This window comes from Bradyrhizobium sp. USDA 4461, assembly GCF_054055655.1.
The window spans coordinates 829460-853384 of record NZ_JBSRXM010000001.1; the positions used below are offsets into that span (position 1 = coordinate 829460).

Sequence of the window (23925 nt, forward strand, 5' to 3'; positions counted from 1 at the left end):
AGCGGGGTATCCAGAACGCCGCGGCTTAACGCCCCTCCATCGCCGCCGCTATCCACATCCTGATCTCTGGTGACCCCAGAAACTTCAACGTCGCCCTTTGCACCCGCGCGGCATCGCCGCCGCCTTGCGCCGCAATCGCCATCAGATCGCAGCGATGCGACACGGCGATGCCGATCGCGGCGCGATGTCCATCGAGATCATATGCCCTGATCCGTCCGTGCATGTCTGCGACATCAACGGGATTCCCCGCCTTCAGCGGCACGAAACGCGGGCTGATCATGTCGGCATCGGCGACGCGATCGACCTCATCGTCATCGGCGACGCCGCTGTCGCAATTGCAGAAGCCGAGCTTCGGCCTGAGATAGATTTCGATTTCGGTGGCGCACTCCGCCGCGCCACAGCGGAAGGCACGGCCGGCGGGCCAGCCGTCGCGCGGGAACGGCCAGGCGATCTCGCGCCACGCAGCGGCCTGCGGCGGCGCCATCTCGTAGCCAGCCACGGCCGACAGGCCGCCGAGCGCCAGGAACATCGCCGCGATGACCGGCCAGCCGCGCATCGCCCGCTCACGGCAAACCGGCGATGGCGCGCGCCTGACCGGTCAATTCGAGGATGTGCAGGCCGGTGTTGGCGCGGTCGACCGCGTAGATATAGCCGCGTTCGTCGGTCTCGACATTGTTGGTCTGGATCGCGACCTTGCAGCGGTCGCGGCCGTCGATGGTGACGCAGCGTTTGTCGGTCGCCGCTGTGATGGAGGGAATGAAGTACCCGACTTCCCTGGGGTGATAGGGATCGCGGATGTCGAGCGCGCGGACGCCGGCATTGAAGAAGGCGATGAAGGCCAGCTTCTTGTAGTAGACCGGCGCCATGCTCTCGTTCGACGAATGCGAGCCGAACCGGCCGCCGCGCTCGCAGAACGCGCCGGAGGCCTCGGGCACGGTGTAGCTCGAGATCAGCATCGGCCGCGCTTCGGTGGTGACGTCGGCGAACCACACCATCTGCCGCGCCTCGCCGCATTCGTTCTGGATCGCCTCGTCGACGATCATCACGATGTCGCGGGTCTTGCCGTCCTTGTCACGGGCGAATTCGGCGATCGGCATGCCGGGCATCGGAAACACCGTGTGCGCGCCGTTCATCGCCGACAACGGCATCCGCGCGATCTCGGGAAATGTCAGATTGTCCGGCGTCGGCTGCTTCGGTCCGTTGAGCAGCTTGTCGCGATCGACGATCTGCAGGAAGCCGCCCTTGTTGGTGCCGTAACCGAAATAGACGCGGTTGCCCTGCGGTCCGGTCGAGATCGGCCCGTGCAGTTCGGTCGGCACCGCGCCGGTCGCTCCCGGCTCCTGCCCGGGCAGGCCGAAATCCCTGATCTTCAGGGGATGCGCTGGATCGGAGAGATCGTAGATTTGCGTCATCCGCCGCGTGCGCCAGTCCGGCGCGCCCGACACCAGGTAGGCAATGCCGGTGCTGCATTCCCAGAAATTCTTGTGCGTGTCCTTCAGGCCTTCGCCAATGTGGGTCACGAGAACAGGATTGGCGGGATCGGCGACATTCCAGATTTCATGCCCCTCGGTACCAACCGCGCGCAGCATGTAGACCGCGTTGCGATCGCCCTGCGGCAGATCCTTGCCGTCGCAGATCCGCACCATCTGCGCGCCGCCGGATTCATATTTGCCCTCCTGCCCGGGAATGTGCCGCAGATATCTGGGATGCGCGGGATCGGTGACGTCGACGATCGAGGTGCCGTTCGGCTCGGCCTTGCCGGTCATCGGATTGACCGGATCGGGAATGTCGTCGGTGCCGCCGTGATGGCCGATATAGGCGATCCAGCGGTCGCCCTGGTGATGGATGGTCGGCTGATAGGCGCTACGCGCCTGCAGATCGTTGGTTCCAACCAGCCGCATGTTGGAGGCTTCGGGCGGGTCGCCGATCTTTGGCTGCTCGGCGCTCGCAGCATGTGCGAGCAAGACGACAACAAACGTGCAGCAAACCGCCGTAACGCGACCATCCATGCGCACCACCCATGTTCCACGCCAATCTGCGTTGGCTGCGCGGGACGCTAGCACGACGATGCGGGCGTCCAAACACACGCTCTTGACATGCAACCATTCGGTTGCCTATTATTCGAACCATGGATGAAGTCTTCAAAGCCCTCGCGGACGCCTCGCGGCGCACGCTGCTTGACCGGCTTCACGAACAGAACGGGCAGACGCTCGGCGAGCTCTGCGACGGCCTCGACATGACGCGTCAGGCCGTCACCAAGCACCTTGTGATTCTCGAGGAGGCCAATCTCGTCACCACGATCAAGCATGGCCGCGAGAAACTGCATTACCTCAACCCGGTTCCGATCCATCAGATCGGCGAGCGGTGGATCAGGAAGTTCGAGCGCGGGAAACTTGCCGCGCTCAGCGAATTGAAGCGACAGTTGGAGAAGCGTGATGAGTAAGCCGGACTACGTCTACGTCACCTATATCGAGACCACGGCCGAGAAGCTGTGGCATGCGCTGACATCGAGCGAGTTCACCGAGCGCTTCTGGTTCGGATACCGCGTCGGCTCCGACTGGAAGGTCGGCTCGCCCTATCATTTGACCAAGGACGGCCGCCGCAGCGTGCAGGGCGAGGTGCTGATCGCCGACCCACCCAGGAGGCTCGCTTACAGCTGGGACGTCGTGAAGGAAGGCGCCGAGCGCGAGCAGGTTTCGCGCGTGACCTTCGACATCGAACCCCACGGCGGAGTGGTCAAGCTGACCATGACGCACGACAACCTCGGTCCGAAGACACTGCGCGACATCTCCGGCGGCTGGCCGATGGTCATTGCCAGCCTGAAGAGCTTCCTCGAGACCGGGCGCGAACTGCCGGCGGACCTGCTCACCAGCGGTGCGAGGGAGGCTTACCATGCCTAAGCCCGAATTCGTTTACGTCACCTATATCGAGACCACGCCGGAGAAGCTGTGGGACGCGCTGACATCGAGCGCATTCACGCGGCAGTACTGGTTCGACACCGAGCTGAAATCGGACTGGAAGGTCGGCTCGCCGCTTGCGCTGGTGATGAGCGGCCAGACCACCGACACCGGCGAGATCCTCGAGGCCGACCGGCCGCGGCGCCTCGCCTACACGTTCAAGCACGAGGCCGACCCTGAAATGCGCAAGGAACCGGCCACCAGGGTCGTGTTCACGCTGCAGCCGTTCGGCAACGTCGTGAAGCTGACCGTGACCCATGAGGGCTTCGGCGTCGGCAGCAAGCTGCTCGATGGCATCTCCAAGGGCTGGCCGGCGATCCTGTCCGGACTCAAGAGCCTGCTCGAGACCGGCAAGGTGGTCCCGATCCCGCCTGCCGCGCTCGGGATCGACGGCTTCGCATGACCATGAAAATCTATCGAAGGACCCGTGCGGACATGAACATCGAGACATTCAAGCCGGCGATCGTCTACGCGATCTACATCGCCACCACGCCCGACAAGCTGTGGCAGGCCCTGACGAATGCCGAACTCAGCCGGCAGTATTTCTCCGGCAACGCGGTCGAGGTCGAGCTTCGGATCGGGGGCGCCTATATCGTGCGCACGCCCGACGGCGCGCTGCACATCTCCGGCGAGGTGATCGAATGCGATCCCTTGAAGCGGCTGACCGTCACCTTCAACGTCAACTGGCCGCAGCTGGTCGAGAAGCTCGGCCCGACGCTCGTCACCTGGGAGATCGAGCCCGCCGGCGACGGCGTCAAGCTGACCTTGCTGCAATCGCATGACCGCCCGATCAGCGACGACATCCTGTCCGGCGGCCGCACCGGCTGGCCGGCAATCCTCTCCAGCCTGAAGAGCCTGCTCGAGACCGGCAGGGCCATGGTGATCCCGATGCAGCCGCCGGCACGCATGCTGGCGGCGCTGAAGGAATTGGGAATTGCGATGCCGGGGTGAGGTTGGCGATACAGCCGTCCCATACTCCGATGTCGTCCCTGCGAAAGCAGGGAGGTGGATTCACACTCGAAGTGCAACACTTGAGAGAAGGCCTCGAGAGGGGTTTGGAAGTCAAGGCATTTGCGCGGGGTGTTGTTGTAGGCGTTGATCGACTGGCGGAGGCGGCGCGTCGGGAAGGTCGCGAGATCGGTTTTGCGTGGAATGAAGCGGCGCATCCGACCGATCGCATTCTCGATGCCGCCCTTCTGCCAGGGCGCGTGCGGATCGCAGAAGAAGGTCTCGATCGCGAGGCGGTGCAGCTCCAGGTGACAGGCGAACTCGGTCCCATTGTCGAAGGTAACGGTCTGGCACAGGCCTTCCGGCAAGGCAGCAAACAAGCGGACGAGATGACGGGCGATACCGCGCGCGAGCTTGCTGGCGATGCGGATGCCGAGCAGCAGGCGCGAGGTGCGCTCGTGCACGGTCAGGATCGCCTGACCGTATTTGGAGAACATCATCAGGTCGGCTTCCCAATGACCGGGGGCATTGCGATCGGCGGCCTCGATAGGCCGTTTGTTCAAGGAAACACGGCCTTCTATGAAGCTTGCGGGACTGCCGCCCTTCTTGCCGCGGTAGCCGCGTTTGCTCTTGCCGCGTGGCAGATAACGCCGCCAGCTGAAGTCCGAGGTGCGTCGGATCTGGGCGTATATGAAGCGGTAGATGGTCTCGTGGGAGATCACCTTGCGGCCGTGTTCGCGGGCCAGCCGGCCCGCGACCTGCTCGGGCGACCAGCCCCGACCAAGGCGCTCCAAGACCGCGCGGCGCAGGCCGGGCTCCCGTTCGAGGCGTACGCCCGTCCAGCGCCGCGCTCGCATCTGTTGCTGGGCATAGCTGGGTTTGTAGCCGACCTGGGCGCCAGAATTGCGGTTCAGCTCCCGAGAGATCGTTGATGGCGAGCGATCCAGAGCTGCCGCGATTTGCCGCACCGAGCTGCCATTGGCTGAAAGCCGGGCAATCTCGCATCGCTCGTCCAGGGATAGCTGCTCGTAACTCCGCCCCATCGCAACACCTCCTCAAGGAAGTGTTGCACTTCGTTTGTGAACTCAGGGGACCCATAACCACCGAACATGGGGATGGAGCTAGCTGGGGCCACAGCGTCGCGCAACAACTACATCCCGTGGTTATGGGTCCCGGGTCGCGCTCCGCTTGCCCGGGACGACGGTGGAGGGACTGCGCGCCCGACTACCCCAACGCCCTTAACTCGCGCCGCAGCACCTTGCCGGTCGCCGTCATCGGCAGGCTATCAGCGAACTGCACGAAGCGCGGATATTCGTGGGCAGCGAGCTGCACCTTGACGAACTCCTGGATCTCGCGCGCCAGCACGTCGCTCGGCGCGAAGCCCGGGCGCAGCACGATCCAGGCCTTGATCGATTCGGTGCGGATCGGATCGGGGATGCCGACGACCGCCGACATCGCGACCGCCGGATGTTTCATCAGCGTGTGCTCGATCTCGGACGGCCCGACGCGATAGCCGGCCGTGGTGATGACGTCGTCCTCGCGGCTGACGTACCAGAAATAGCCGTCCTCGTCCTGCACGCCGAGATCGCCGGTCAGCAGGAATTCGCCGGCATATTTCTTACGGGTCGCTTCCGGGTTGCGCCAATACTCAATCATGGTGCACGGACAGGGCTGGCGCACGCCGATGATGCCGCGTTGTCCCCGCGGCAGTTCCTCGCCCTTGTCGTTGACGATGCGGACATCGAAGCCCGGCGTGGCGCGGCCCATCGCGCCAGGGCGGATCGGAAACAGATTGGAGTTGGAGCCGATCACCAAATTGCATTCGGTCTGGCCGAACACCTCATGGGCGTCGATGCCGAAGGTCTCGCGCACCCAGCCGAGCAATTCGCCGCCGAGCGACTCGCCGCCGGTGAAGATGCTGCGCAGCCTGACGCCGGAGTTCTTCACATCGGCCTGCCGCATCAGCTTCAGGGCGGTCGGCGGCAGGAACACGTTGCGGATGCCGAGCTCTGCCATCATCTGCATCGCCGCCTGCGGCTCGAACTTGCGGGCGCGGTGCCCGACCATCGGGATGCCGTGGTACCAGAACGCGAGCAGGCCGTTGATCAACCCGCCGATCCAGGCCCAATCGGCCGGCGTCCACATCAGATCGCCCGGCCGCGGCAGGAAGTTGTGGCACATCTCGACATTGGGCAGATGGCCGAGCACGACGCGATGCGCATGCAACGCGCCCTTCGGATTCCCCGTGGTGCCCGACGTGTAGATGATCAGCGCGGGATCGTCGGCCGAGGTGTCGACGGTGGCGAATTCCGGCGACGCCGATTTGATCTCGCTCCAGAACGGCTTTGTCCCCGCCGGCGTCTTGTCGCCGACGATATAGACGCTCTTCAGCAGGGGCAGCCGATCGCGGATTTTTGCGATTTTTTCCCAGCCGGCTTCATCGGTGATGACGGCTTTTGCTGCCGAGTTCGATAGCCGGAATTCGAGCGCGTCCTCGCCGAACAGCGCGAACAGCGGGATCGAGATCAGAGCCGCGCGGAATGCCGCAAGATGCGCGACCGGCAATTCCAGCGATTGCGACAGGAACACCGCGACGCGGTCACCGCGCACCAGGCCGTCGGCGGTCAGCACATTGGCGAAGCGGCGCGAGGCATCCGCGACCTCGTCGAACGAGGTGCGCGTGGTGCCGCCGTCCTCGTCGACATAGATCAGCGCAAGCCGGCCCGAGCCGTCGGCATGCCGGTCGCAGCATGCGGTCGCCATGTTGAAGCGCGCCGGAATATCCCAGCGGAAGTTCCGATAAAGCTCGTCGTAGGTGGCGGCTTCCTTAAGCATGGCTTGCGTTGCTTCCATCCCTTGTCATGGCCGGGCTTAGTCCTGCCATCATGCGTAGCCCGGATGCAGCGAAGCGCAATCCGGGGTTCTCATCAAGTGGACAGACCCACCCGGATTTCGCTTCGCTGCATCCGGGCTACGAACATCGTTGAGGGGAAAACCCGTCAGGCCGCCGCCCGCTCCATTGCGACCTCGGCCTTGAGGCTGTCGAGGTCGCGATAGATCGACGCGACCGCCAGCACGCGCCCGCCGCGCTTGTAGCGCAGCACGCAATCCCGTCCGGCAATGCTGCCGTCCACCGCGATCTCGTCCCACTGCTCGGCGTGGCCGACATAGTTGATCGGCACGTCGTAATGCTGGCTCCAGAAGAACGGCACTGCGTCGAACGCCTCACGCTGCCCCAGCATATTCCGCGCGACGGTCTGGCCCTGGCGCTCCGCCACCACCCAGTGCTCGACCCGGATGTTCTCGCCGCTATGCGGATCGGGCCAACGCGCGATATCGCCAGCCGCGTAGACACCGGGAACGCTGGTCTCGAGGTAGGCGTCGACTTTCACGCCGCGATCGATCGCGAGCCCGGCGGCTTCCGCCAGCGCCAGCCGCGGCTTCACGCCGACGCCGACCACGACGAGGTCAGCATCGAGCACGGGCCCACTCTTCAAATGCGCACGCTTGCCCTCGATCGTGGTCACAGTGTCGCCGAGGTGGAAGACGACGCCATGCTTCTCGTGCAGCGCACGGACGAAATCGCCCATGGCGGGCCCAAGCACGCGCTCCATCGGCCGCTGCTCCAGCCCGACCACGTGAACCTCGATCTCCCGCGCGCGCAACGAGGCCGCAACCTCGAGCCCGATGAAGCTTGCACCGATCACCACCGCACGGCGCGCGCCGCCGGCCGCGGCGATGATCGCCCGGCAATCGTCGAGGGTGCGCAACACATGAACGTGGGCTTGGTTGGCGCCCGGAATAGGCAGCCATATCGGCTCCGCGCCGGTCGCCAGCAGCAGCCGGTCGTAGGGAACGGCTTCGCCGCCGACGAGGATGACGTTGAGGCGGCCGGTGTCGATCGACTGGACCTCGGTCTTGAGCCGGAGGTCGATCGCGGCGTCCGTGTAGAAATTGTCCGGCTTCAGCGGCAGCCAGTCTTCCGGCGCGCTGCCGGCGAGGAAGTCCTTTGACAGGTTCGGCCGATCCAGCGGCGGCGCGGTCTCGCCGCTCAGCATGACAATGCTGCCGCGATAGTCCTGCCGCCGCAGCATCTCGGCGGCGGCAAAGCCTGCCGCGCCTCCGCCGACAATCACGATCCTGCCGGGTGCATCGACCGGACCCCTGACGCGGGGTTTCGGCTGCGCGCGCTTCTCGCGCACGATGATGCGATCGCCGTCGCGCTCGACCTTCCAGACGGCGAGCGCGGTGAAGGCGGGCGCGGCGGTCGCTTCACCGGTGCGAAGGTCGAAGCAGGCGTGATGCCAGGGGCAATGCACGGTCTCGCCCTCGACCAGACCGTCGGCGAGCGGGCCGTGGTAATGGCTGCAATGCGCGTCGATGGCGAAGATGTCCGCACCCGAACGCACCAGCAGCACGTCCTCGTCGCCGACATGGCCGAGCAACATCGTGCCCGGGAAGTCGGAGAGGGCCACGCCTTGTGTCAGATCCGGACCGGAAGGAGCTTGCTGATCGGCCATGGCCTGTCTCCATTTATCCAGAACTTCGACCCGAAAGCCTTGCAGGAATCCCTGCCGCCGCTTTTCGGTGAGCTGATCTCAGCTGCCTTGCATGTAGCGGACCGGGTTCTCCTGATCCGCCTTGAAGATATCGGCAGCCTCGGCGAACAGCGCTGCCACCGCAGGCGCCTTCAGATCAACAAACGCCTCGAAGCTAAAATTGTTGCCGCCCGCGCGCAATTCGCCGAGCTTGCCGGCATAGCAGGACACCAGCGGCTTGCCGCCACGGGTCACCGCGACATAGATGCTGATGTAGTTCTTCTGCAGCGCCAGCCCGATCACCGGCCAGACCGCCGTCTTGCCGGACTTGATGGCGTAGCGAAACTGGCCGTAGCCGATCATGTTCATGCGCATGCCCGCCCCGCCGGCCGGCGAACCCGCATGGAAATGCCGCTTGAGCGAAGGCGCCGCCTTGCGCATCACCGCATGCACTTGTTCGAGATCCGCGGTGCGGCCGGGATCGAAGGCAAGGTAAGCTTCCAGACTGTCCGCTGCGACACGAAACATCGGAAGCCTCCGCTGCCATCCGACCCGCACAGTGCGGGTCCTGCGTAGCCCGGATGGAGCCAAGCGTAATCCGGGCCCTCACCGATCGGACGGACTTACCCGGATTTCGCGGAGCCTGTCATCGGGCGCGCGTTCGCGCGACCCGTTGGCTGCATCCGGGCCACGAGATCAGGACGCCAGCGCCGCCTTCACGAGGCCGCTGGCCTTGCCGAAATCCATCTGGCCGGCGTATTTCGCCTTCAGAGTGCCGATCACCTTGCCCATATCCTTGATCCCGGCGGCATTGGTCTCGGCGATGACGGCCGCGATCGCGGCCTTCACGTCGTCGTCGGACATCTGCTTCGGCAGATATGCCGAGATCACGGCGATCTCCGCACGCTCCTGGTCGGCGAGCTCGGCGCGGCCGCCCTTGTCGTAGAGCTCGACCGACTCCTGGCGCTGCTTGATCATCTTCTGCAGCAGCCCAAGCAGATCGGCATCGGAGAGTGGCGGCTTGCCCTGCCCGCGCGCGTCGATGTCGGCGTTCTTGATGGTCGAATTGACCATGCGCAGCGTCGAGAGCTTGCGCTCGTCCTTCGCCTTCATCGCTTCCTTGACCGCAGTGTTGATATCGTCGCGCAGCATCTCTGTGTCCTTGAACCGGTAATCCATTCATGTAGGCAGTTTGCGGCTGCAGAACAACCTTAAGTCCGCAACCATTCAACCAACGCATCGGCGCAAGCCTGCGGCTGTTCCAGCTGCGGCAGGTGACCGCAATTGGCGAGTACGACAAGCTTTGCCCCGGGAATGCCGTTGGCCATCTCGTCAGACAGCGAATTCGGCACGGTGTTGTCGGTATCCGTCGTCAGTACCAGGGTCGGACACTTGATCCAGGCCATGCTCGGCCGCGAATCCGGCCGGCTGAGCACCGCGTTCTGCTGGCGGATGAAGGCCTCGGCGCCGACATCCTCGCTCATGTCATAAACAACCTGGCGCAGGCTGGCGTCGCCCTGCCGCGACGGATGCACGAAGCCCGGATAGAGCTCGTCGACCACGCTGCGATATTGGCCATTTCTGGCGCGCTCGATCATACCGCGACGGCGGCCGGTGGCTTCCGGCGTGTCGGCCCGCGCCTGGGTGCTCATCAGCGCCAGCTTGGCGACCCGCTCGGGCGCCTGTCGCATGATCTCGAAGGCGATGTAGCCGCCCATGGAATGCCCGGCGAGGGCAAAGCGTGGCGGCGCCTCGGCCAGGATGCGGCGGGCGATGGCGCCCATATTGTCGTCCCGGACGTGGTTGGCGACGGTGACCGGCCCGCACCGCCACAGCGCCGGGATCACCGGAGCGAAAATCCGCGGTGAGCAGATGACGCCCGGGACGAGCAGGATCGGCATCGTGTTATCCATGCGGGAGCTCCGGACCGGGTCATTTTCGGCAAGCAAACGGCCGCTTCAGGGAACTTTAGATTAAAAGGCCGTTCCAGCCTGTCAAATCGAGGGGCATTGCCGTGTGAATTCGTGCCCTTTCGCTTTGACGCCGCAGGGTGCGGCGACTATTTAAAGGGCTCATGACAACCCCTGAAAACGCTCCCGCCTGGCCGGACCACAAACCGACCGCGCTCCTTGTGCTCGCCGATGGTACCGTGCTGGAAGGCTTCGGTCTCGGCGCCGAAGGCCACGCCGTCGGCGAGGTCTGCTTCAACACCGCGATGACCGGCTATGAGGAGATCCTCACCGATCCGTCTTATGCCGGCCAGATCATCACCTTCACCTTCCCGCACATCGGCAATGTCGGTACCAACGAGGAAGACATCGAGACGGTGAACATGGCGGCGACGCCGGGCGCGCGCGGCGTGATCCTGCGCTCCGCTATCACCGATCCCTCGAATTACCGCGCCACCAAACATCTCGACCAATGGTTGAAGGCACGCGGCATCATCGGCCTCTCCGGCATAGACACCCGCGCGCTGACCGCGCTGATCCGCTCCAAGGGCATGCCCAATGCGGTGATCGCGCATTCCAGGAGCGGCGAGTTCGACCTGCACGCCCTGAAGGAAGAGGCGCGCGAATGGCCCGGCCTCGAGGGCATGGATCTGGTGCCGATGGTCACCTCCGGCCAGCGTTTCACCTGGGATGAGACGCCCTGGGCATGGGGCAAGGGCTTTGGCCAGCAGACCGCGCCGGAGTTCAACGTGGTCGCGATCGACTACGGCATCAAGCGCAACATCCTGCGCCTGCTCGCCGGCGTCGGCGCCAAGGTGACCGTGGTCCCGGCGACGACGGCGGCCGAGGACATCCTGGCGATGAAGCCGGATGGCGTGTTCCTGTCGAACGGCCCCGGCGATCCCGCCGCGACCGGCAAATATGCCGTGCCCGTGATCCAGAAGGTGATTGCCTCGGGCACGCCGACCTTCGGCATCTGCCTCGGCCACCAGATGCTCGGCCTCGCGGTTGGCGCCAGGACCATGAAGATGCATCAGGGCCATCACGGCGCCAACCATCCGGTCAAGGACGAGACCACCGGCAAGGTCGAGATCACCTCGATGAACCACGGCTTTGCCGTCGACCAGGCGACGCTGCCGAAGGGCGCGACCCAGACCCATATCTCGCTGTTCGACGGCTCCAATTGCGGCATCGCGCTCGAGGACAAGCCGGTGTTCTCGGTGCAGTACCACCCCGAAGCCTCGCCCGGCCCGCGCGACTCGCACTATCTGTTCCAGCGGTTCGCCGACCTGATGCGGAAGAAGAAGAGCGCGGCTTAACACTCCGTCTTGCGAGGAGCGCGAGCGACGAAGCGATCCAACTATCCCCGCATGGAGCGATGGATTGCTGTCGATGCCCCGCTCAACTTTGTGCGCGGCAGCTGATCGCGCATGCCGCCACGACCTGTCTGGTGTTCGCGCTGCCCAAAGCGGGCTGGCCAAGACGACCTGACCAAGATCGGGTGAGGCGGCCATCCCGAGGAACGCCGGGCGCTGACAGCGGGTTGATCCGCGGATAGTCTCGCTCACACGTCCGGAGGATGCCATGTCCGCAATCAAGGCCGGGGCCGAGCCGCTTGCGATCGTCTTCGAGGACGATGGGCTGGTCCCGAACAACCCGATGCCGTTCCTGGTCTACAAGGGCGCGGTCGACATTGCCGACAATCCCGAGGCCACGATCGAGCAGCTGTTCGCGAGCAATGGCTGGGGTGCGATGTGGCGGAACGGCGTCTTCGATTACACCCACTACCACGCCACCGTGCATGAGGTTTTAGGCGTTGCCCGTGGCAGTGCACGCGTGCAGTTCGGCGGCGAGCAGGGACGTGTGCTGGACATCACAGCCGGCGACGTCGCGATCCTGCCGGCCGGCACCGGGCATCGGTGCTTGTCGGCAAGCGACGATTTCTGTGTTGTCGGCGCCTATCCGCCTGGGCCGCCGATGCAGATCACGCGACCGACGCCGGAGAACCACGTCAAGGCGCTTAAGACGATCCCGCTGGTCGCGATCCCTGCGACCGATCCGGTGCTCGGCAAGACCGGGCCCCTGCTGCAGTTGTGGAAGCGGTAATCCTCGGTCAATGCGATCACCGGTCGGCGCCAAGCGCCGCCGGACGACAGGCCCGATGAAGCAATCCATCTCCGCGCAACGGAGATCACCTGTAGCGTGGGCGAAGCGTGCGCACGGAGCAGGAATGGTGGGCACGGCGCTGACACGCTCCTTTGCCCACCCTCCGCAGCACAGAGCGAAACTCAGGCCGCGTTGCTGCCTTCCTGGCGGCTGGCCTCGAACAGGAACCAGGTGCGGCGCTCGGTTTCGTCGATGAAGGTCTCGAGCAGACCGGCGGTGCCGGAATCCTCGTGATCGTCGGCGACCTTGTGCGCCTTGCGCATCGCGGCCGCGATGTGCTTGTTGTCCTCCATCAGCTCGCGCAGCATTTCGCGCGGCGGGACATAGGCCTCGTCATTGTCCTTAATGGTCTGATGCTTGGCGATGTCGCCGATCGACTTCAGCGTCGCGCCGCCGAGCTTACGCACCCGCTCGGCAAGTTGATCGGTGGTCGCGAAGATCGCCTCCGACTGCTCGTCCAGCATCAGGTGGTAATCATGGAAATGCCGGCCGCTGACATGCCAATGGAAATTCTTGGTCTTGAGGTAGAGCGCGAAAGCATCGGCCAGCAGCGTATTGAGCGAGGCCGAGATCGTGTCCACCGCAGCCTGCGGCAGGTCACTCGGCGTGTCGAGATCGGGCGAGATCTTGTCGGTCTTGTTGGCGTCAGTCTTGGCTTTGCTCACGGTAAACCTTCCTGTTAGGAACCCCGTATTTCGGCGCATTGAACATTGGCCGCCGGACCGCTAACGCATCATCAGCCCACCCGTTCCTGGAGACCAGGAACCCGTTCTGCCGGATACCAAACGCGATGGATGAATGGATCGATTATTACGATTCCACACATACGATTTATGCGAGCCGACTGCACCGCGACCTGCATTTCCAGGTCATCGCAAACGACATCATCGGCTACATCACGTCACCCGACGCCGTGGTGCTCGACTATGCCTGCGGCGAGGCGCTGTCGGCGACCAAGGTCGCCAATGCCTGCGCGCAGCTCTATCTGGCGGAGCCTGCGCCCGGCGTGCGCGGCCGGCTGGTCGCGCGCTTTGCGCCCGACACCAGGATCCGTGTCCGCTCGCTCGATGACCTGAAGCACATGGAGGCGGATACGATCGACCTCGTGGTGATGAACTCGGTGGCGCAATACATGACGCCGCAGGAGCTCGACAACGCGTTCGACGTAATCCACCGCCTGCTGAAACCCTCGGGCCGGTTCGTGCTCGGCGATATCCTGCGGCCCGAAGTCGGCATGGCGAGAGATGTCGTGGCGCTGTTGCGCTTCGCGGCGACCCACGGCTTCCTGCGCGATGCGCTGGTCGGGCTGGCCTCAACCGCATTGTCGGACTATCGGCAGCTGCGCACCCGGATCGGGCTGCAGCGCTACCGCGAGGACGAGATGATCGCAAAGCTCGGCGCCGCCGGCTTCAGCGCCACCCGCGCGCCGCGCAACATCGGGCACAACCCGTGGCGGATGACATTCGTGGCCCACCACTGACCCAAGGTTGCAGAAGAAATTAGGGTTAACCAAAGGTAAACGTAGCGGCCGCTGAAATAATCAGCAATGATCCGCTCGGCCCGGTGGCGGAAGCGTCGACGCGGCAGTGGTGCAACACTGTTTATCCTGGTTCAAATCCAGGCCGGGCCTCCACGCTTCGCCCTCACGGGCTTCGCGTAGCCAGCCACGCCGGACCGGCGGGGCAAAGCGTGTCCGGCGCAGCTTGAGCATGGCGGAGGCGTAGACGGACTGGGCAACCGGCCCGCAGGACGAAGCCAGGCTCCTACCGGATACACGGCCGTTCTGACCACCCCTGACCGGGCATACGCCGAATGCGGATTTTCCCCCAGAATCGCGGTTGATTGGGCGTTTTTGGGGGTTTCGCGGGTGCGGAAACTGGTCTAAAGACCACCCGCGCGCGAGGGATCGCGCTTCCCGCGCTACAACATGTAGCGCAGGGCTCGAGGGACGCGCGGGAAGCGCGCCCTTTTTTTGTGCCCAAATTCCAGTCCGCGAGAGCTGATGCCCAAAAGAACCGACATCTCCACCATCCTGATCATCGGCGCCGGTCCCATCGTGATCGGCCAGGCCTGCGAATTCGACTATTCCGGCACACAGGCGGTGAAGGCTCTGAAGGAGGAGGGTTACCGCGTCGTCCTCGTCAATTCCAATCCGGCCACCATCATGACCGATCCGGAACTGGCGGATGCGACCTATATCGAGCCGATCACGCCCGAGATCGTCGCCAAGATCATCGAGAAGGAACGCCATGTCGTGCCCGGCGGCTTCGCACTGCTGCCGACCATGGGCGGCCAGACCGCACTGAACTGCGCGCTGTCGCTGCGCAAGCAGGGCACGCTGGAGAAGTTCGACGTCGAGATGATCGGCGCCACGGCGGACGCGATCGACAAGGCCGAGGACCGCCAGCTGTTCCGCGACGCCATGGAGAAGATCGGGCTGCAGACGCCGCGGTCGCGGCTCGCCAACGCCTCGGCGCTGAAGAAGTCGGACCGCGACAAATACCTCGCCGATCAGGCCAAGCTGTCCGGCGCCGAGCTCGAAGCCTTCGAACGCAAATGGGAAGCCGGCGAGAACGAGCGGCGCAAGCGCTACCAGCAACAGGCATTGGCCGAAGCGCTGATGGCGCTGTCCGACATCGGCCTGCCCGCGATCATCCGCCCCTCCTTCACGCTCGGCGGCACCGGCGGCGGCATCGCCTACAACAAGGAAGAGTATCTCGACATCATCGAGCGCGGTCTCGATGCCTCGCCGACCAACGAGGTGCTGATCGAGGAATCCGTTCTCGGCTGGAAAGAGTTCGAGATGGAGGTGGTACGCGACAAGAAGGACAATTGCATCATCATCTGCTCGATCGAGAACGTCGATCCGATGGGCGTGCACACCGGCGATTCCATCACGGTGGCGCCGGCGCTGACACTGACCGACAAGGAATACCAGATCATGCGCGACGCATCGATTGCGGTGCTGCGCGAGATCGGCGTCGAGACCGGCGGCTCCAACGTGCAGTTCGGCATCAATCCGGACGACGGCCGCATGGTCGTGATCGAGATGAACCCGCGCGTGTCGCGCTCTTCGGCACTGGCTTCCAAGGCGACCGGCTTCCCGATCGCCAAGGTCGCGGCCAAGCTTGCGATCGGCTACACGCTCGACGAGATCGCCAACGACATCACCGGCGGCGCCACGCCGGCCTCGTTCGAGCCGACCATCGACTACGTCGTCACCAAGATTCCCCGCTTCGCGTTCGAGAAATTCCCCGGCGCCTCCTCCACGCTGACGACCTCGATGAAGTCGGTCGGCGAGGTGATGGCGATCGGCCGCACCTTCCAGGAGAGCCTGCAGAAGGCGCTGCGCGGCCTGGAGACCGGGCTGACCGGTCTCGACGAGATCGACATCGAGGGCCTCGGCCGCAGCGACGACAAGAACGCGATCCGCGCAGCCCTCGGCACCCCGACGCCGAACCGCCTGCTGCAGGTCGCGCAGGCGATGCGGCTCGGCTGGTCGAACGAGGAGATCTTCAACTCCTGCAAGATCGATCGCTGGTTCCTCGCCGAACTGCGCGGCATCGTCGAGATGGAGGACAAGGTCCGCAGCAGCGGCCTGCCGGCCAACGCATTCTCGATGCGGATGCTGAAGGCGATGGGCTTCTCGGATGCGCGGCTCGCCGTGCTGACGGAGCAGACCGAAGCCGAGGTCACTGCCAAGCGCCATGCGCTCGGGGTGCGTCCGGTGTTCAAGCGCATCGACACCTGCGCGGCGGAGTTCGCCTCGCCCACCGCCTACATGTATTCGACCTATGAGCGGCCGTTCGCGGGCGCGCTTGCCGACGAGAGCGCGCCGTCGGATCGCAAGAAGGTGATCATCCTCGGCGGCGGGCCGAACCGCATCGGCCAGGGCATCGAGTTCGACTATTGCTGCTGCCATGCCTGCTTCGCGCTCGAGGACGCCGGCTACGAGACCATCATGGTCAACTGCAATCCGGAGACGGTGTCGACCGACTACGACACCGCCGATCGGCTCTACTTCGAGCCGCTGACCGCCGAAGACGTGCTCGAGATCATCGCGACCGAGCGCACGAACGGCACGCTGCACGGCGTGATCGTGCAGTTCGGCGGCCAGACCCCGCTGAAGCTTGCCCGCGCGCTGGAAGCCGCCGAAGTGCCGATCCTCGGCACCTCGCCCGACGCGATCGACCTCGCGGAGGACCGCGACCGCTTCAAGCGCGTGCTCGACAAGCTGCGCCTCAAGCAGCCGAAGAACGGCATCGCCTATTCGGTCGAGCAGGCCCGCCTGGTCGCCACCGATCTCGATCTGCCGCTGGTGGTGCGCCCGTCCTACGTGCTCGGCGGCCGCGCGATGCAGATCATCCGCGAGGAGACCCAGCTCAACGACTACCTGCTGGGAACGCTGCCGGAGCTGGTGCCCGCTGACGTCAAGGCGCGCTATCCGAACGACAAGACCGGGCAGATCAACACCGTGCTCGGCAAGAACCCGCTGCTGTTCGACCGCTATCTGTCCGATGCGACCGAAGTCGACGTCGACTGCCTCTGCGACGGCAAGGACACCTTCATCGTCGGCATCATGGAGCACATCGAGGAAGCCGGCATCCACTCCGGCGACTCCGCCTGCTCGCTGCCGCCGCATTCGCTCGACGCCGGCACCATCGAGGAGCTGGAGCGGCAGACCCGCGAACTCGCGCTCGGGCTCGACGTGGTCGGCCTGATGAACGTGCAATACGCCATCAAGGACGGCGAGATCTACGTGCTCGAGGTCAACCCGCGCGCGTCCCGCACCGTGCCGTTCGTCGCCAAGGTGATCGGCATGCCGGTCGCCAAGATCGCGGCGCGGATCATGGCCGGCGAGAAGCTCGCCGACTTCAAGCTGAAGAAGAAGAAGCTCGACCATGTCGGCGTCAAGGAATCGGTGTTCCCGTTCGCGCGCTTCCCCGGCGTCGACACCGTGCTCGGACCGGAGATGCGCTCGACCGGCGAGGTAATGGGCATCGACCGCTCCTTCGAGGTCGCGTTCGCCAAGAGCCAGCTCGGCGGCGGCACGCGCGTGCCGCGGCAGGGCACGGTGTTTGTTTCGGTTCGTGGCGACGACAAGATGCGCATCGCGGATGCGGTGCGGCTGTTGCACTCGCTCGGCTTCAAGGTGATGGCGACCTCAGGCACGCAACGCTACCTCAGCGACAACGGCGTGCCGACGGAAAAGGTCAACAAGGTGCTCGAAGGCCGTCCGCACATCGTCGACGCCATCACCAATGGTGACGTCCAGCTGGTCTTCAATACCACCGAAGGTCCGCAGGCGCTGGCCGACAGCCGTTCGCTGCGGCGGGCTGCCCTCTTGCATAAAGTGCCATATTACACCACTCTTTCAGGCGCGGTGGCCGCCGCACGGGGGATCCGGGCCTATCGGGACGGGGACCTTGAGGTCCGCACGCTTCAGAGTTACTTTTCCGAAAGCTGACCGCTGCCCGGCTGAAGGCTCGAAGCGGTCAATTAGCCGAATGGCTGGAACTCACCGCGCGCTTGGATTGTTGTCACGGCCCTTAGCGGGGCCGATAATCACTGGGCTTCCGGGCGCACTCACGCCCTGATTCCTGCGTTAGCTGAACTGGATATTCGTGCACGGCCGCCGGGCGCGCACGAAGAAGGACGAAGATGATGGATAAGGTTCCGATGACCGCGGGCGGATACGCCGCGCTGACGGACGAGTTGAAGCGACGCCAGTCGGAGGATCGTCCGCGCATCATCGAACACATTGCGGAAGCGCGCTCGCACGGCGATCTCTCGGAGAACGCCGAGTATCACGCCGCAAAGGAAGAGCAGTCGCATAACGAGGGCCGCATCGCCGAGCTCGAGGACAAGCTTGCGCGCGCCGACATCATCGACATCTCGAAGCTGTCCGGCGACACCATCAAGTTCGGCGCCACCGTGACGCTGATCGACGAGGACACCGAGAAGAAGGCGGTGTGGCAGATCGTCGGCGAGGTCGAAGCCGACGCCAAGAAAGGCCGCATCTCGATCACCTCGCCGCTCGCGCGCGCGCTGATCGGGAAGAAGAAGGGCGCCACCGTCGAAGTGATGGCGCCGGGCGGCGCCAAGGCCTACGAGATCACCAAGGTCGAATGGCGGTAGTTACTTTGACGTGACTGATGCAAAAAGGCCGCGTCCAGCACGCGGCTTTTTTTGTGCCTGCGTTTTGGCCGCGTCTGACAGCAATGTGAGTGGAGAGCAGCTGCACGGCATGCCAGTGAGGCCATGACATGATTATGCAGTATAATCATGTCGGGGGACCGGGTCCGCCTGGATGATTGCGTCGCAACACGCATCGCTGCGCGTCGCCGTCTCACCGTTGCATTCTCTCGCAAGCGCCACGACGCGAGGAATGATTCCGGACGCAAGGTGTTGACATCACACTCCGGTGGCGGACACCGTGTGTTTCTGCATCGTGCAACGTTCCAGTGTGTCAAACAGGGGGTAAATGACAATGGACCAGACACTTTCAAAGCTTCAGCCGCTGGCACTCAGCCTGTTTCGGTTCATCACGGGCCTGCTGCTGTTTCAGTTTGGCGTCGCCAAGCTGCTCAAATTCCCGCCCGGAACGATGTTCGAGAAAGTTGAACTGTTCTCGTTGATCGGAGCGGCCGGCACTCTCGAGTTGATCCTGGGAGGGCTGCTGATGATCGGGCTGTTCTCGCGGATCGTGGCGTTCATCCTGGCAGGCGAAATGGCCTTCGCCTACTTCATCGGCCATTTCCCAAAAGGCTTCTATCCGCTGCTCAACAACGGCAGTCTGGCGATCGCGCTCTGCTTTGCCTGCCTCTATCTCGCAACCTCGGGCCCCGGCCCGATCAGCGTCGACGCTGCGATGGGCAAGAGGTAACGGCGCGATCTCACCTCCTCTTGCAACGGGAAGGTCGGTTTGCGCTGAAAGCGCAAGCCGGGTGGGGATCTGCTTCCACGAAGGCGCTCTCGCCCGCGGCTTGACCCCCACCCAGCCCTCCCCCTTTCAGGGAGAGGGATAAGAAGACGATCAGCCGAAAGGCAATCGTCGAACTCACTCGTCATGGCGACGAGCTCGCGACGAACTTGCAGAGCAAATTTGGGGCTAAAGCGACGAAGCAATCCATCGCTCGGCACATGCGGGCAGGTAGATTGCTTCGCTTCGCTCGCAATGACGATGAACGCGGTTAGCCCGCCACCTTTACGCCCAGCGGCACCGCCGCCTCATATTTCGAGTTGTGCAGCACCAGCGACGTCCTGACGTTGCGCACATGCGGCGCGGCGGTGAGGTGGGTGACGAAATCCTGGAACGTCGCCATATCGGGCGCGACACATTTCAGGATGAAATCGACTTCGCCCGAAAGCATCCAGCATTCGCGCACCAGCGGCTCGGCGCGCACGAAATTCTCGAAGGCGCGCAGATCGGCATCGGCCTGACTCGACAGATGCACCGAGGCGAACACGGTGACGTCGTAGCCGAGGCGGCGCGGATCGAGCAGGCCGCGGTATCCCTGGATGTAGCCTTCCTCTTCCAGCGCCCGGACCCTGCGCAGGCAGGGCGGCGGCGAGATGCCGACGCGTTTGGCGAGTTCCACATTGGTGATTCGGCCATCGGCCTGGATCTCGGCGAGGATTTTGAGGTCGATCTCGTCAAGGTTCTTCGACACGCGACTACGGTTCCCTAGGAGTTTGGAAGGTTGGGCAGATCCGCCGGCAACTCTCATAGCCCAGCCAGTCGGCGTTGCGCAATTTTATTGCGCGTGCAGCGCACGATTTCGCGAAAGTGACTTCAGTTCCGGGGAAAAATCGCCGCCATGGATTGCAAATCTTGCATAGCTTCCCAGATATCCTAGACTTGGATTTGACACTTTTGGCACCGCCGTGACCCGCTCCGGGGTGCTTCCCACACAAGTCCCCGTCAAAGTCCCCAGCAGAGAGGGATCAGCTAATGCCCGCGCCTGTCCACGCCAAGGTCGTCATCATCGGGTCCGGCCCCGCCGGTTACACCGCAGCGATCTACGCGGCACGCGCGATGCTCGAACCGATCCTGATCCAAGGCATCCAGCCGGGCGGGCAACTCACCATCACCACCGACGTCGAGAACTATCCGGGCTTCGCCGACGTGATCCAGGGCCCCTGGCTGATGGAGCAGATGGAGAAGCAGGCGGCCCATGTCGGCACCAAGATCGTCACCGACCTCGTCAACAAGCTGGAACTCGGCCAGCGCCCGTTTCGCCTGACCTGCGATTCCGGCGACGTCTATCTCGCCGAGACCGTGATCCTCGCCACCGGCGCCCAGGCGCGCTGGCTCGGGCTGCCCTCGGAAGCGAAGTTCCAGGGCGGCGGCGTGTCGGCCTGCGCGACCTGCGACGGCTTCTTCTACCGCGGCAAGGACGTCGTGGTGGTCGGTGGCGGCAACACCGCGGTCGAGGAAGCGCTGTACCTGACCAACCATGCCTCGCAGGTCACCATCGTGCATCGCCGCGATCATTTCCGCGCCGAGCGCATCCTGCAGGAGCGCCTGTTCAAGCATCCCAAGATCAACGTGGTGTGGGACTCCGCGATCGATGAGATCTGCGGATCGGAGAACCCGAACAAGGTCACCCATGTGCGGCTGAAGAACGTCAAGACCGGCGCGCTGACCGACCTCAAGACCGACGGCGTGTTCATTGCGATCGGCCATGCGCCCGCGACCGAGCTCGTCAAAGGCCAGATCAAGCTGAAACCGTCGGGCTATGTCGAGGTGGCGCCGAACTCGACGGCGACCTCGGTGCCCGGCCTGTTCGCGGCCGGCGACGTGGCGGACGAAACCTTCCGGCAGGCGGTCACCGCGGCCGGCCTCGGCTGCATGGCTGCGCTCGAGGCCGAACGCTTCCTGGCTCTTCGCGCGAGCGATCGCGCAGCGGCGGAATAATCATGGCACGATCTCGCGACGGATTTACGGATATGGATTGGGACAAGCTGAAGGTCTTTCACGCAGCGGCGGAGGCCGGCAGCTTCACGCATGCCGGCGAGCAGCTCGGCCTGTCGCAATCGGCGGTCTCCCGCCAGGTCAGCGCGCTGGAGCAGGAGCTCTCGGTCTCGCTGTTTCACCGCCATGCCCGCGGCCTGATCCTCACCGAACAGGGCGACCTCCTGTTCCGCACCGCGCATGACGTCTTCATGCAGTTGCAGGCGGCGCGCGCCAAGCTCACCGACAGCCGCGAGCGGCCGAGCGGCGACCTCAAGATCACGACCCCGCCGGCGCTCGGCATCAACTGGCTGATCCCCCGGCTCGACGAATTCACCGCGCTCTACCCGGACATCCGGATCTCGCTGATCGTCACCGACGAGGATCTCGATTTGTCGATGCGCGAGGCCGACGTTGCGATCCGCACCCGCAAGCCGACCCAGCCGGACCTGATCCAGCGCAAGCTGTTCTCGATCGGCTTCCACGCCTATTGCTCGCCGGAATACATCAAACGCTTCGGCACGCCGCGGACGCTCGACGATCTCGACTCGCACCGCATCATCATGCTCGGCGACTCGCAGGTGCCGCCGCATCTGCAGAACCGCAGCTGGCTGATCGATGCCGGCCGCAACGGCTCCGGTCCGCGCGAACCCTACTTCAAGGTCAACAACATCCTGGGGTTGGTGCGCGCCTGCCAGCAGGGCCTCGGCATCGCCGCGCTGCCGGACTATCTGGTCGAACAGAACAACCTCGTGCAGCTGTTCGGCGAGTCCGACTCGATCGCGCTCGACACCTACTTCGTCTATCCGGAAGAGCTGAAGACAGTGGCCCGGGTGCAGGTGTTCCGCGACTTCGTGGTCAGCAAGGCACAGCGCTGGCCGTCCTGATTAAGCCGGCCTTACGGGCCGGGTTATGGGCTTGCCGCGCGGCCCCGACAGGCCCCTGAATCTCCGCATGACTGACATGCGACCTGGATAGTTGCTGCATGCCGTCGATGGGGATCATAGTGTTGACACGCTGAGCGGTCGCGTCGCGCATATGTCCCCCTCCTCCAGTGGCGCGGAAGTTCAGTAATCCCTCTTGGAAGGTGATTGTGTCGGCCTCACGTGGCCAATACCTTAAGCCGGGCTCACTCGAGCCCGGCTTTTTTTCATCCGTATGCCCTTTCACCTCAATGTCATGCAAAAACGTGCCGCACGTCCCGGTCAGCGTGTGCATTGACAACAACCTCGCAGCGCAGCATCATGATCGCATGATCACGACTTCGTGCGCCGCTCTCTCGTCGAAAAAAGCTCCCCTCCCGGGGACACGAGATCGCGCGCGATAAGATCACCTTCGCATTCAAACCGATCCCGAAACCCCGCCGCCTGGACGGGGTTTTTTGTTGGTCCCGTCTCCGGCTTTGTCCTCTGAGGAGATGGAACATGACTGAGCTACACCAGCAATTGCAGGGCCTCTGGCTGCCCCTGATCACGCCGTTCCGCGGCGGCGAACTCGACGCCACGTCGCTTCGCCGCCTCGTGCGGCATTACGCCAGCGGGCCCGTCGACGGCTTCATCCTCGGCGCGACCTCCGGTGAAGGCATGGCGCTGAGCACGGATGAGATGGAGGGGCTGGTCAGCGTCGTGCTCGACGAGCTCAGTGCCAGCTCCCGCCATCTACCGGTCTGCCTCGGGCTCTCCGGCGCCTCGACCGCCAAGATGAAGGACGCGCTGGACGACACGGCCGACTGGCCGATCAACGGCTATCTGATCGCGAGCCCCTACTACACCAGGCCCTCGCAGCGCGGCCTCCTGCAGCACTTCAACGCGCTTGCCGATCACGCGTCGTGGCCGATCGTGCTCTACAATATCCCCTATCGCACGGCGGTGAACCTGACCAACGAGACGCTGCTGACGCTCGCCGACCATCCGAACATCGCCGGCATGAAGGATTGCAGCGCCGACCGTGCGCAATCGATCGACTTCCTCAACCGGCGGCCGGCCGGCTTCCGCGTGCTGACCGGCGAGGATGCGCAAACCTTCGATGCGCTCTCGGACGGCGCCGACGGCGCGATCCTGCTCTCCGCGCATCTGGAGACCAACATTTTTGCCTCGATCCGCACGCTGCTGCAGCAGGGCAAGCGCGACGCGGCATTGGCTGCGTGGCAGAGCGTCGTCGGCCTGACGCGGCTGCTGTTCGCCGAACCGAGCCCCGCGCCGGCCAAGCACTGGCTGTGGCGGCAGGGGCTGATCGACAGCCCCGAGGTGCGGCTACCGATGGTCGAGGTGAGCGGGGATCTCGCAAGCTGGCTCGATGCCGAGATGGAGCGCCGCGCGCAACTGCTGCTGCCGGCGTGACTCTTGTAGCCCGGATGCAGCGAAGCGAAATCCGGGGCCGGTCTCACCGTGAGGTGACGACCCCGGATTTCG

22 protein-coding genes, 1 tRNA gene and 1 pseudogene are annotated in these 23925 nt (G+C 64.3%); 14 read left to right on the top strand and 10 right to left on the bottom strand.

Translation table 11 applies throughout. The features are described 5' to 3' along the window. Window positions 1–25: 25 nt before the first annotated feature. Together ACVINW_RS03940 and ACVINW_RS03945 are read right to left on the bottom strand one after the other, a co-directional pair. Window positions 26–556 (bottom strand): hypothetical protein, encoded by a 531-nt coding sequence (locus ACVINW_RS03940; protein WP_456750103.1) that lies wholly within the window; start codon window positions 554–556, stop codon window positions 26–28. A gap of 7 nt (window positions 557–563) precedes the next feature. Beyond that, complete coding sequence (locus ACVINW_RS03945) at window positions 564–2009, bottom strand: LVIVD repeat-containing protein (protein ID WP_456750104.1); 1446 nt, start codon at window positions 2007–2009, stop codon at window positions 564–566. A 119-nt stretch (window positions 2010–2128) separates the two neighbouring features. Between ACVINW_RS03945 and ACVINW_RS03950 the strand changes: the two genes are divergently transcribed. Genes ACVINW_RS03950 through ACVINW_RS03965 form a run of 4 tightly spaced genes read left to right on the top strand, consistent with a single transcriptional unit; the run spans window position 2129 to window position 3908 of the window. Further along, window positions 2129–2443, top strand: a complete 315-nt coding sequence (locus tag ACVINW_RS03950; protein ID WP_212011557.1) for an ArsR/SmtB family transcription factor — start codon at window positions 2129–2131, stop codon at window positions 2441–2443. Then, a complete protein-coding gene (locus tag ACVINW_RS03955) occupies window positions 2436–2900 on the top strand; it encodes an SRPBCC family protein (protein WP_456750105.1) in 465 nt (154 codons plus the stop codon). Before ACVINW_RS03950 ends, ACVINW_RS03955 begins: the two co-directional genes overlap by 8 nt. Next, window positions 2893–3360 (top strand): SRPBCC family protein, encoded by a 468-nt coding sequence (locus tag ACVINW_RS03960; protein WP_456750106.1) that lies wholly within the window; start codon window positions 2893–2895, stop codon window positions 3358–3360. Before ACVINW_RS03955 ends, ACVINW_RS03960 begins: the two co-directional genes overlap by 8 nt. 32 nt (window positions 3361–3392) lie before the next feature. Further along, window positions 3393–3908: an SRPBCC family protein gene (locus ACVINW_RS03965; RefSeq protein WP_456750107.1), complete on the top strand. Its 516-nt coding sequence runs from the start codon at window positions 3393–3395 to the stop codon at window positions 3906–3908. 53 nt (window positions 3909–3961) lie between these two features. Here ACVINW_RS03965 and ACVINW_RS03970 read toward each other — a convergent pair. The 6 genes and pseudogenes from ACVINW_RS03970 to ACVINW_RS03995 all read right to left on the bottom strand — a co-directional run. After that, window positions 3962–4948, bottom strand: a pseudogene (locus ACVINW_RS03970) (IS30 family transposase); the annotation flags it as partial. Window positions 4949–5129: 181 nt separating this feature from the next. After that, a complete protein-coding gene (locus ACVINW_RS03975) occupies window positions 5130–6740 on the bottom strand; it encodes an acyl-CoA synthetase (RefSeq protein WP_456750108.1) in 1611 nt (536 codons plus the stop codon). Between the two features lie 164 nt (window positions 6741–6904). Further along, window positions 6905–8425: an FAD-dependent oxidoreductase gene (locus tag ACVINW_RS03980; protein ID WP_456750109.1), complete on the bottom strand. Its 1521-nt coding sequence runs from the start codon at window positions 8423–8425 to the stop codon at window positions 6905–6907. Between the two features lie 78 nt (window positions 8426–8503). Continuing rightward, a complete protein-coding gene (locus ACVINW_RS03985) occupies window positions 8504–8971 on the bottom strand; it encodes a hypothetical protein (RefSeq protein WP_456750110.1) in 468 nt (155 codons plus the stop codon). A gap of 168 nt (window positions 8972–9139) precedes the next feature. Continuing rightward, the gene (locus tag ACVINW_RS03990; protein WP_456750111.1) at window positions 9140–9595 is read right to left on the bottom strand and encodes a GatB/YqeY domain-containing protein; all 456 of its coding nucleotides are present in this window, start codon (window positions 9593–9595) and stop codon (window positions 9140–9142) included. Window positions 9596–9654: 59 nt separating this feature from the next. Further along, window positions 9655–10356: an alpha/beta fold hydrolase gene (locus ACVINW_RS03995; protein WP_456750112.1), complete on the bottom strand. Its 702-nt coding sequence runs from the start codon at window positions 10354–10356 to the stop codon at window positions 9655–9657. Window positions 10357–10517: 161 nt separating this feature from the next. Between ACVINW_RS03995 and carA the strand changes: the two genes are divergently transcribed. Both carA and ACVINW_RS04005 read left to right on the top strand, forming a co-directional pair. After that, entirely contained in the window at window positions 10518–11711 is a 1194-nt protein-coding gene (gene carA / locus ACVINW_RS04000; RefSeq protein WP_456750113.1) for a glutamine-hydrolyzing carbamoyl-phosphate synthase small subunit, read from the top strand. 265 nt (window positions 11712–11976) lie between these two features. Further along, window positions 11977–12498 carry a cupin domain-containing protein gene (locus ACVINW_RS04005; protein ID WP_456750114.1) on the top strand — a complete coding sequence of 174 codons (522 nt, stop codon included), beginning with the start codon at window positions 11977–11979 and terminating at the stop codon, window positions 12496–12498. A gap of 182 nt (window positions 12499–12680) precedes the next feature. Here ACVINW_RS04005 and ACVINW_RS04010 read toward each other — a convergent pair whose 3' ends face one another. Next, a complete protein-coding gene (locus ACVINW_RS04010; RefSeq protein WP_456750115.1) occupies window positions 12681–13223 on the bottom strand; it encodes a Dps family protein in 543 nt (180 codons plus the stop codon). Window positions 13224–13348: 125 nt separating this feature from the next. Here ACVINW_RS04010 and ACVINW_RS04015 point away from each other — a divergent pair, with 125 nt between their 5' ends. From ACVINW_RS04015 to ACVINW_RS04035, 5 genes are all read left to right on the top strand, one after another. After that, the gene (locus tag ACVINW_RS04015; protein ID WP_456750116.1) at window positions 13349–14038 is read left to right on the top strand and encodes a class I SAM-dependent methyltransferase; all 690 of its coding nucleotides are present in this window, start codon (window positions 13349–13351) and stop codon (window positions 14036–14038) included. A 77-nt stretch (window positions 14039–14115) separates the two neighbouring features. Beyond that, window positions 14116–14191: transfer RNA gene (locus ACVINW_RS04020), tRNA-OTHER, on the top strand. A 369-nt stretch (window positions 14192–14560) separates the two neighbouring features. Then, window positions 14561–18025, top strand: a complete 3465-nt coding sequence (gene carB / locus ACVINW_RS04025) for a carbamoyl-phosphate synthase large subunit (RefSeq protein ID WP_456750117.1) — start codon at window positions 14561–14563, stop codon at window positions 18023–18025. A 197-nt stretch (window positions 18026–18222) separates the two neighbouring features. Further along, the gene (greA, locus tag ACVINW_RS04030; RefSeq protein WP_456756287.1) at window positions 18223–18696 is read left to right on the top strand and encodes a transcription elongation factor GreA; all 474 of its coding nucleotides are present in this window, start codon (window positions 18223–18225) and stop codon (window positions 18694–18696) included. A gap of 352 nt (window positions 18697–19048) precedes the next feature. After that, a complete protein-coding gene (locus ACVINW_RS04035) occupies window positions 19049–19444 on the top strand; it encodes a DoxX family protein (protein ID WP_456750118.1) in 396 nt (131 codons plus the stop codon). A 307-nt stretch (window positions 19445–19751) separates the two neighbouring features. Here the strand turns inward: ACVINW_RS04035 and ACVINW_RS04040 are convergent, their stop codons facing one another. Then, window positions 19752–20231: an Lrp/AsnC family transcriptional regulator gene (locus ACVINW_RS04040; protein WP_028333106.1), complete on the bottom strand. Its 480-nt coding sequence runs from the start codon at window positions 20229–20231 to the stop codon at window positions 19752–19754. A gap of 281 nt (window positions 20232–20512) precedes the next feature. On the opposite strand from ACVINW_RS04040, the gene trxB reads away from it, so the two are divergent. The 3 genes from trxB to ACVINW_RS04055 all read left to right on the top strand — a co-directional run bounded on the left by trxB (window position 20513) and on the right by ACVINW_RS04055 (window position 23853). Then, the gene (gene trxB / locus ACVINW_RS04045) at window positions 20513–21478 is read left to right on the top strand and encodes a thioredoxin-disulfide reductase (protein ID WP_456750119.1); all 966 of its coding nucleotides are present in this window, start codon (window positions 20513–20515) and stop codon (window positions 21476–21478) included. A 2-nt stretch (window positions 21479–21480) separates the two neighbouring features. After that, on the top strand, window positions 21481–22401 hold the full coding sequence (locus ACVINW_RS04050) for a LysR family transcriptional regulator (RefSeq protein ID WP_028344089.1): 921 nt from the start codon (window positions 21481–21483) through the stop codon (window positions 22399–22401). A 537-nt stretch (window positions 22402–22938) separates the two neighbouring features. Beyond that, complete coding sequence (locus ACVINW_RS04055; RefSeq protein WP_456750120.1) at window positions 22939–23853, top strand: 4-hydroxy-tetrahydrodipicolinate synthase family protein; 915 nt, start codon at window positions 22939–22941, stop codon at window positions 23851–23853. The last annotated feature ends 72 nt before the right edge of the window (window positions 23854–23925 follow it).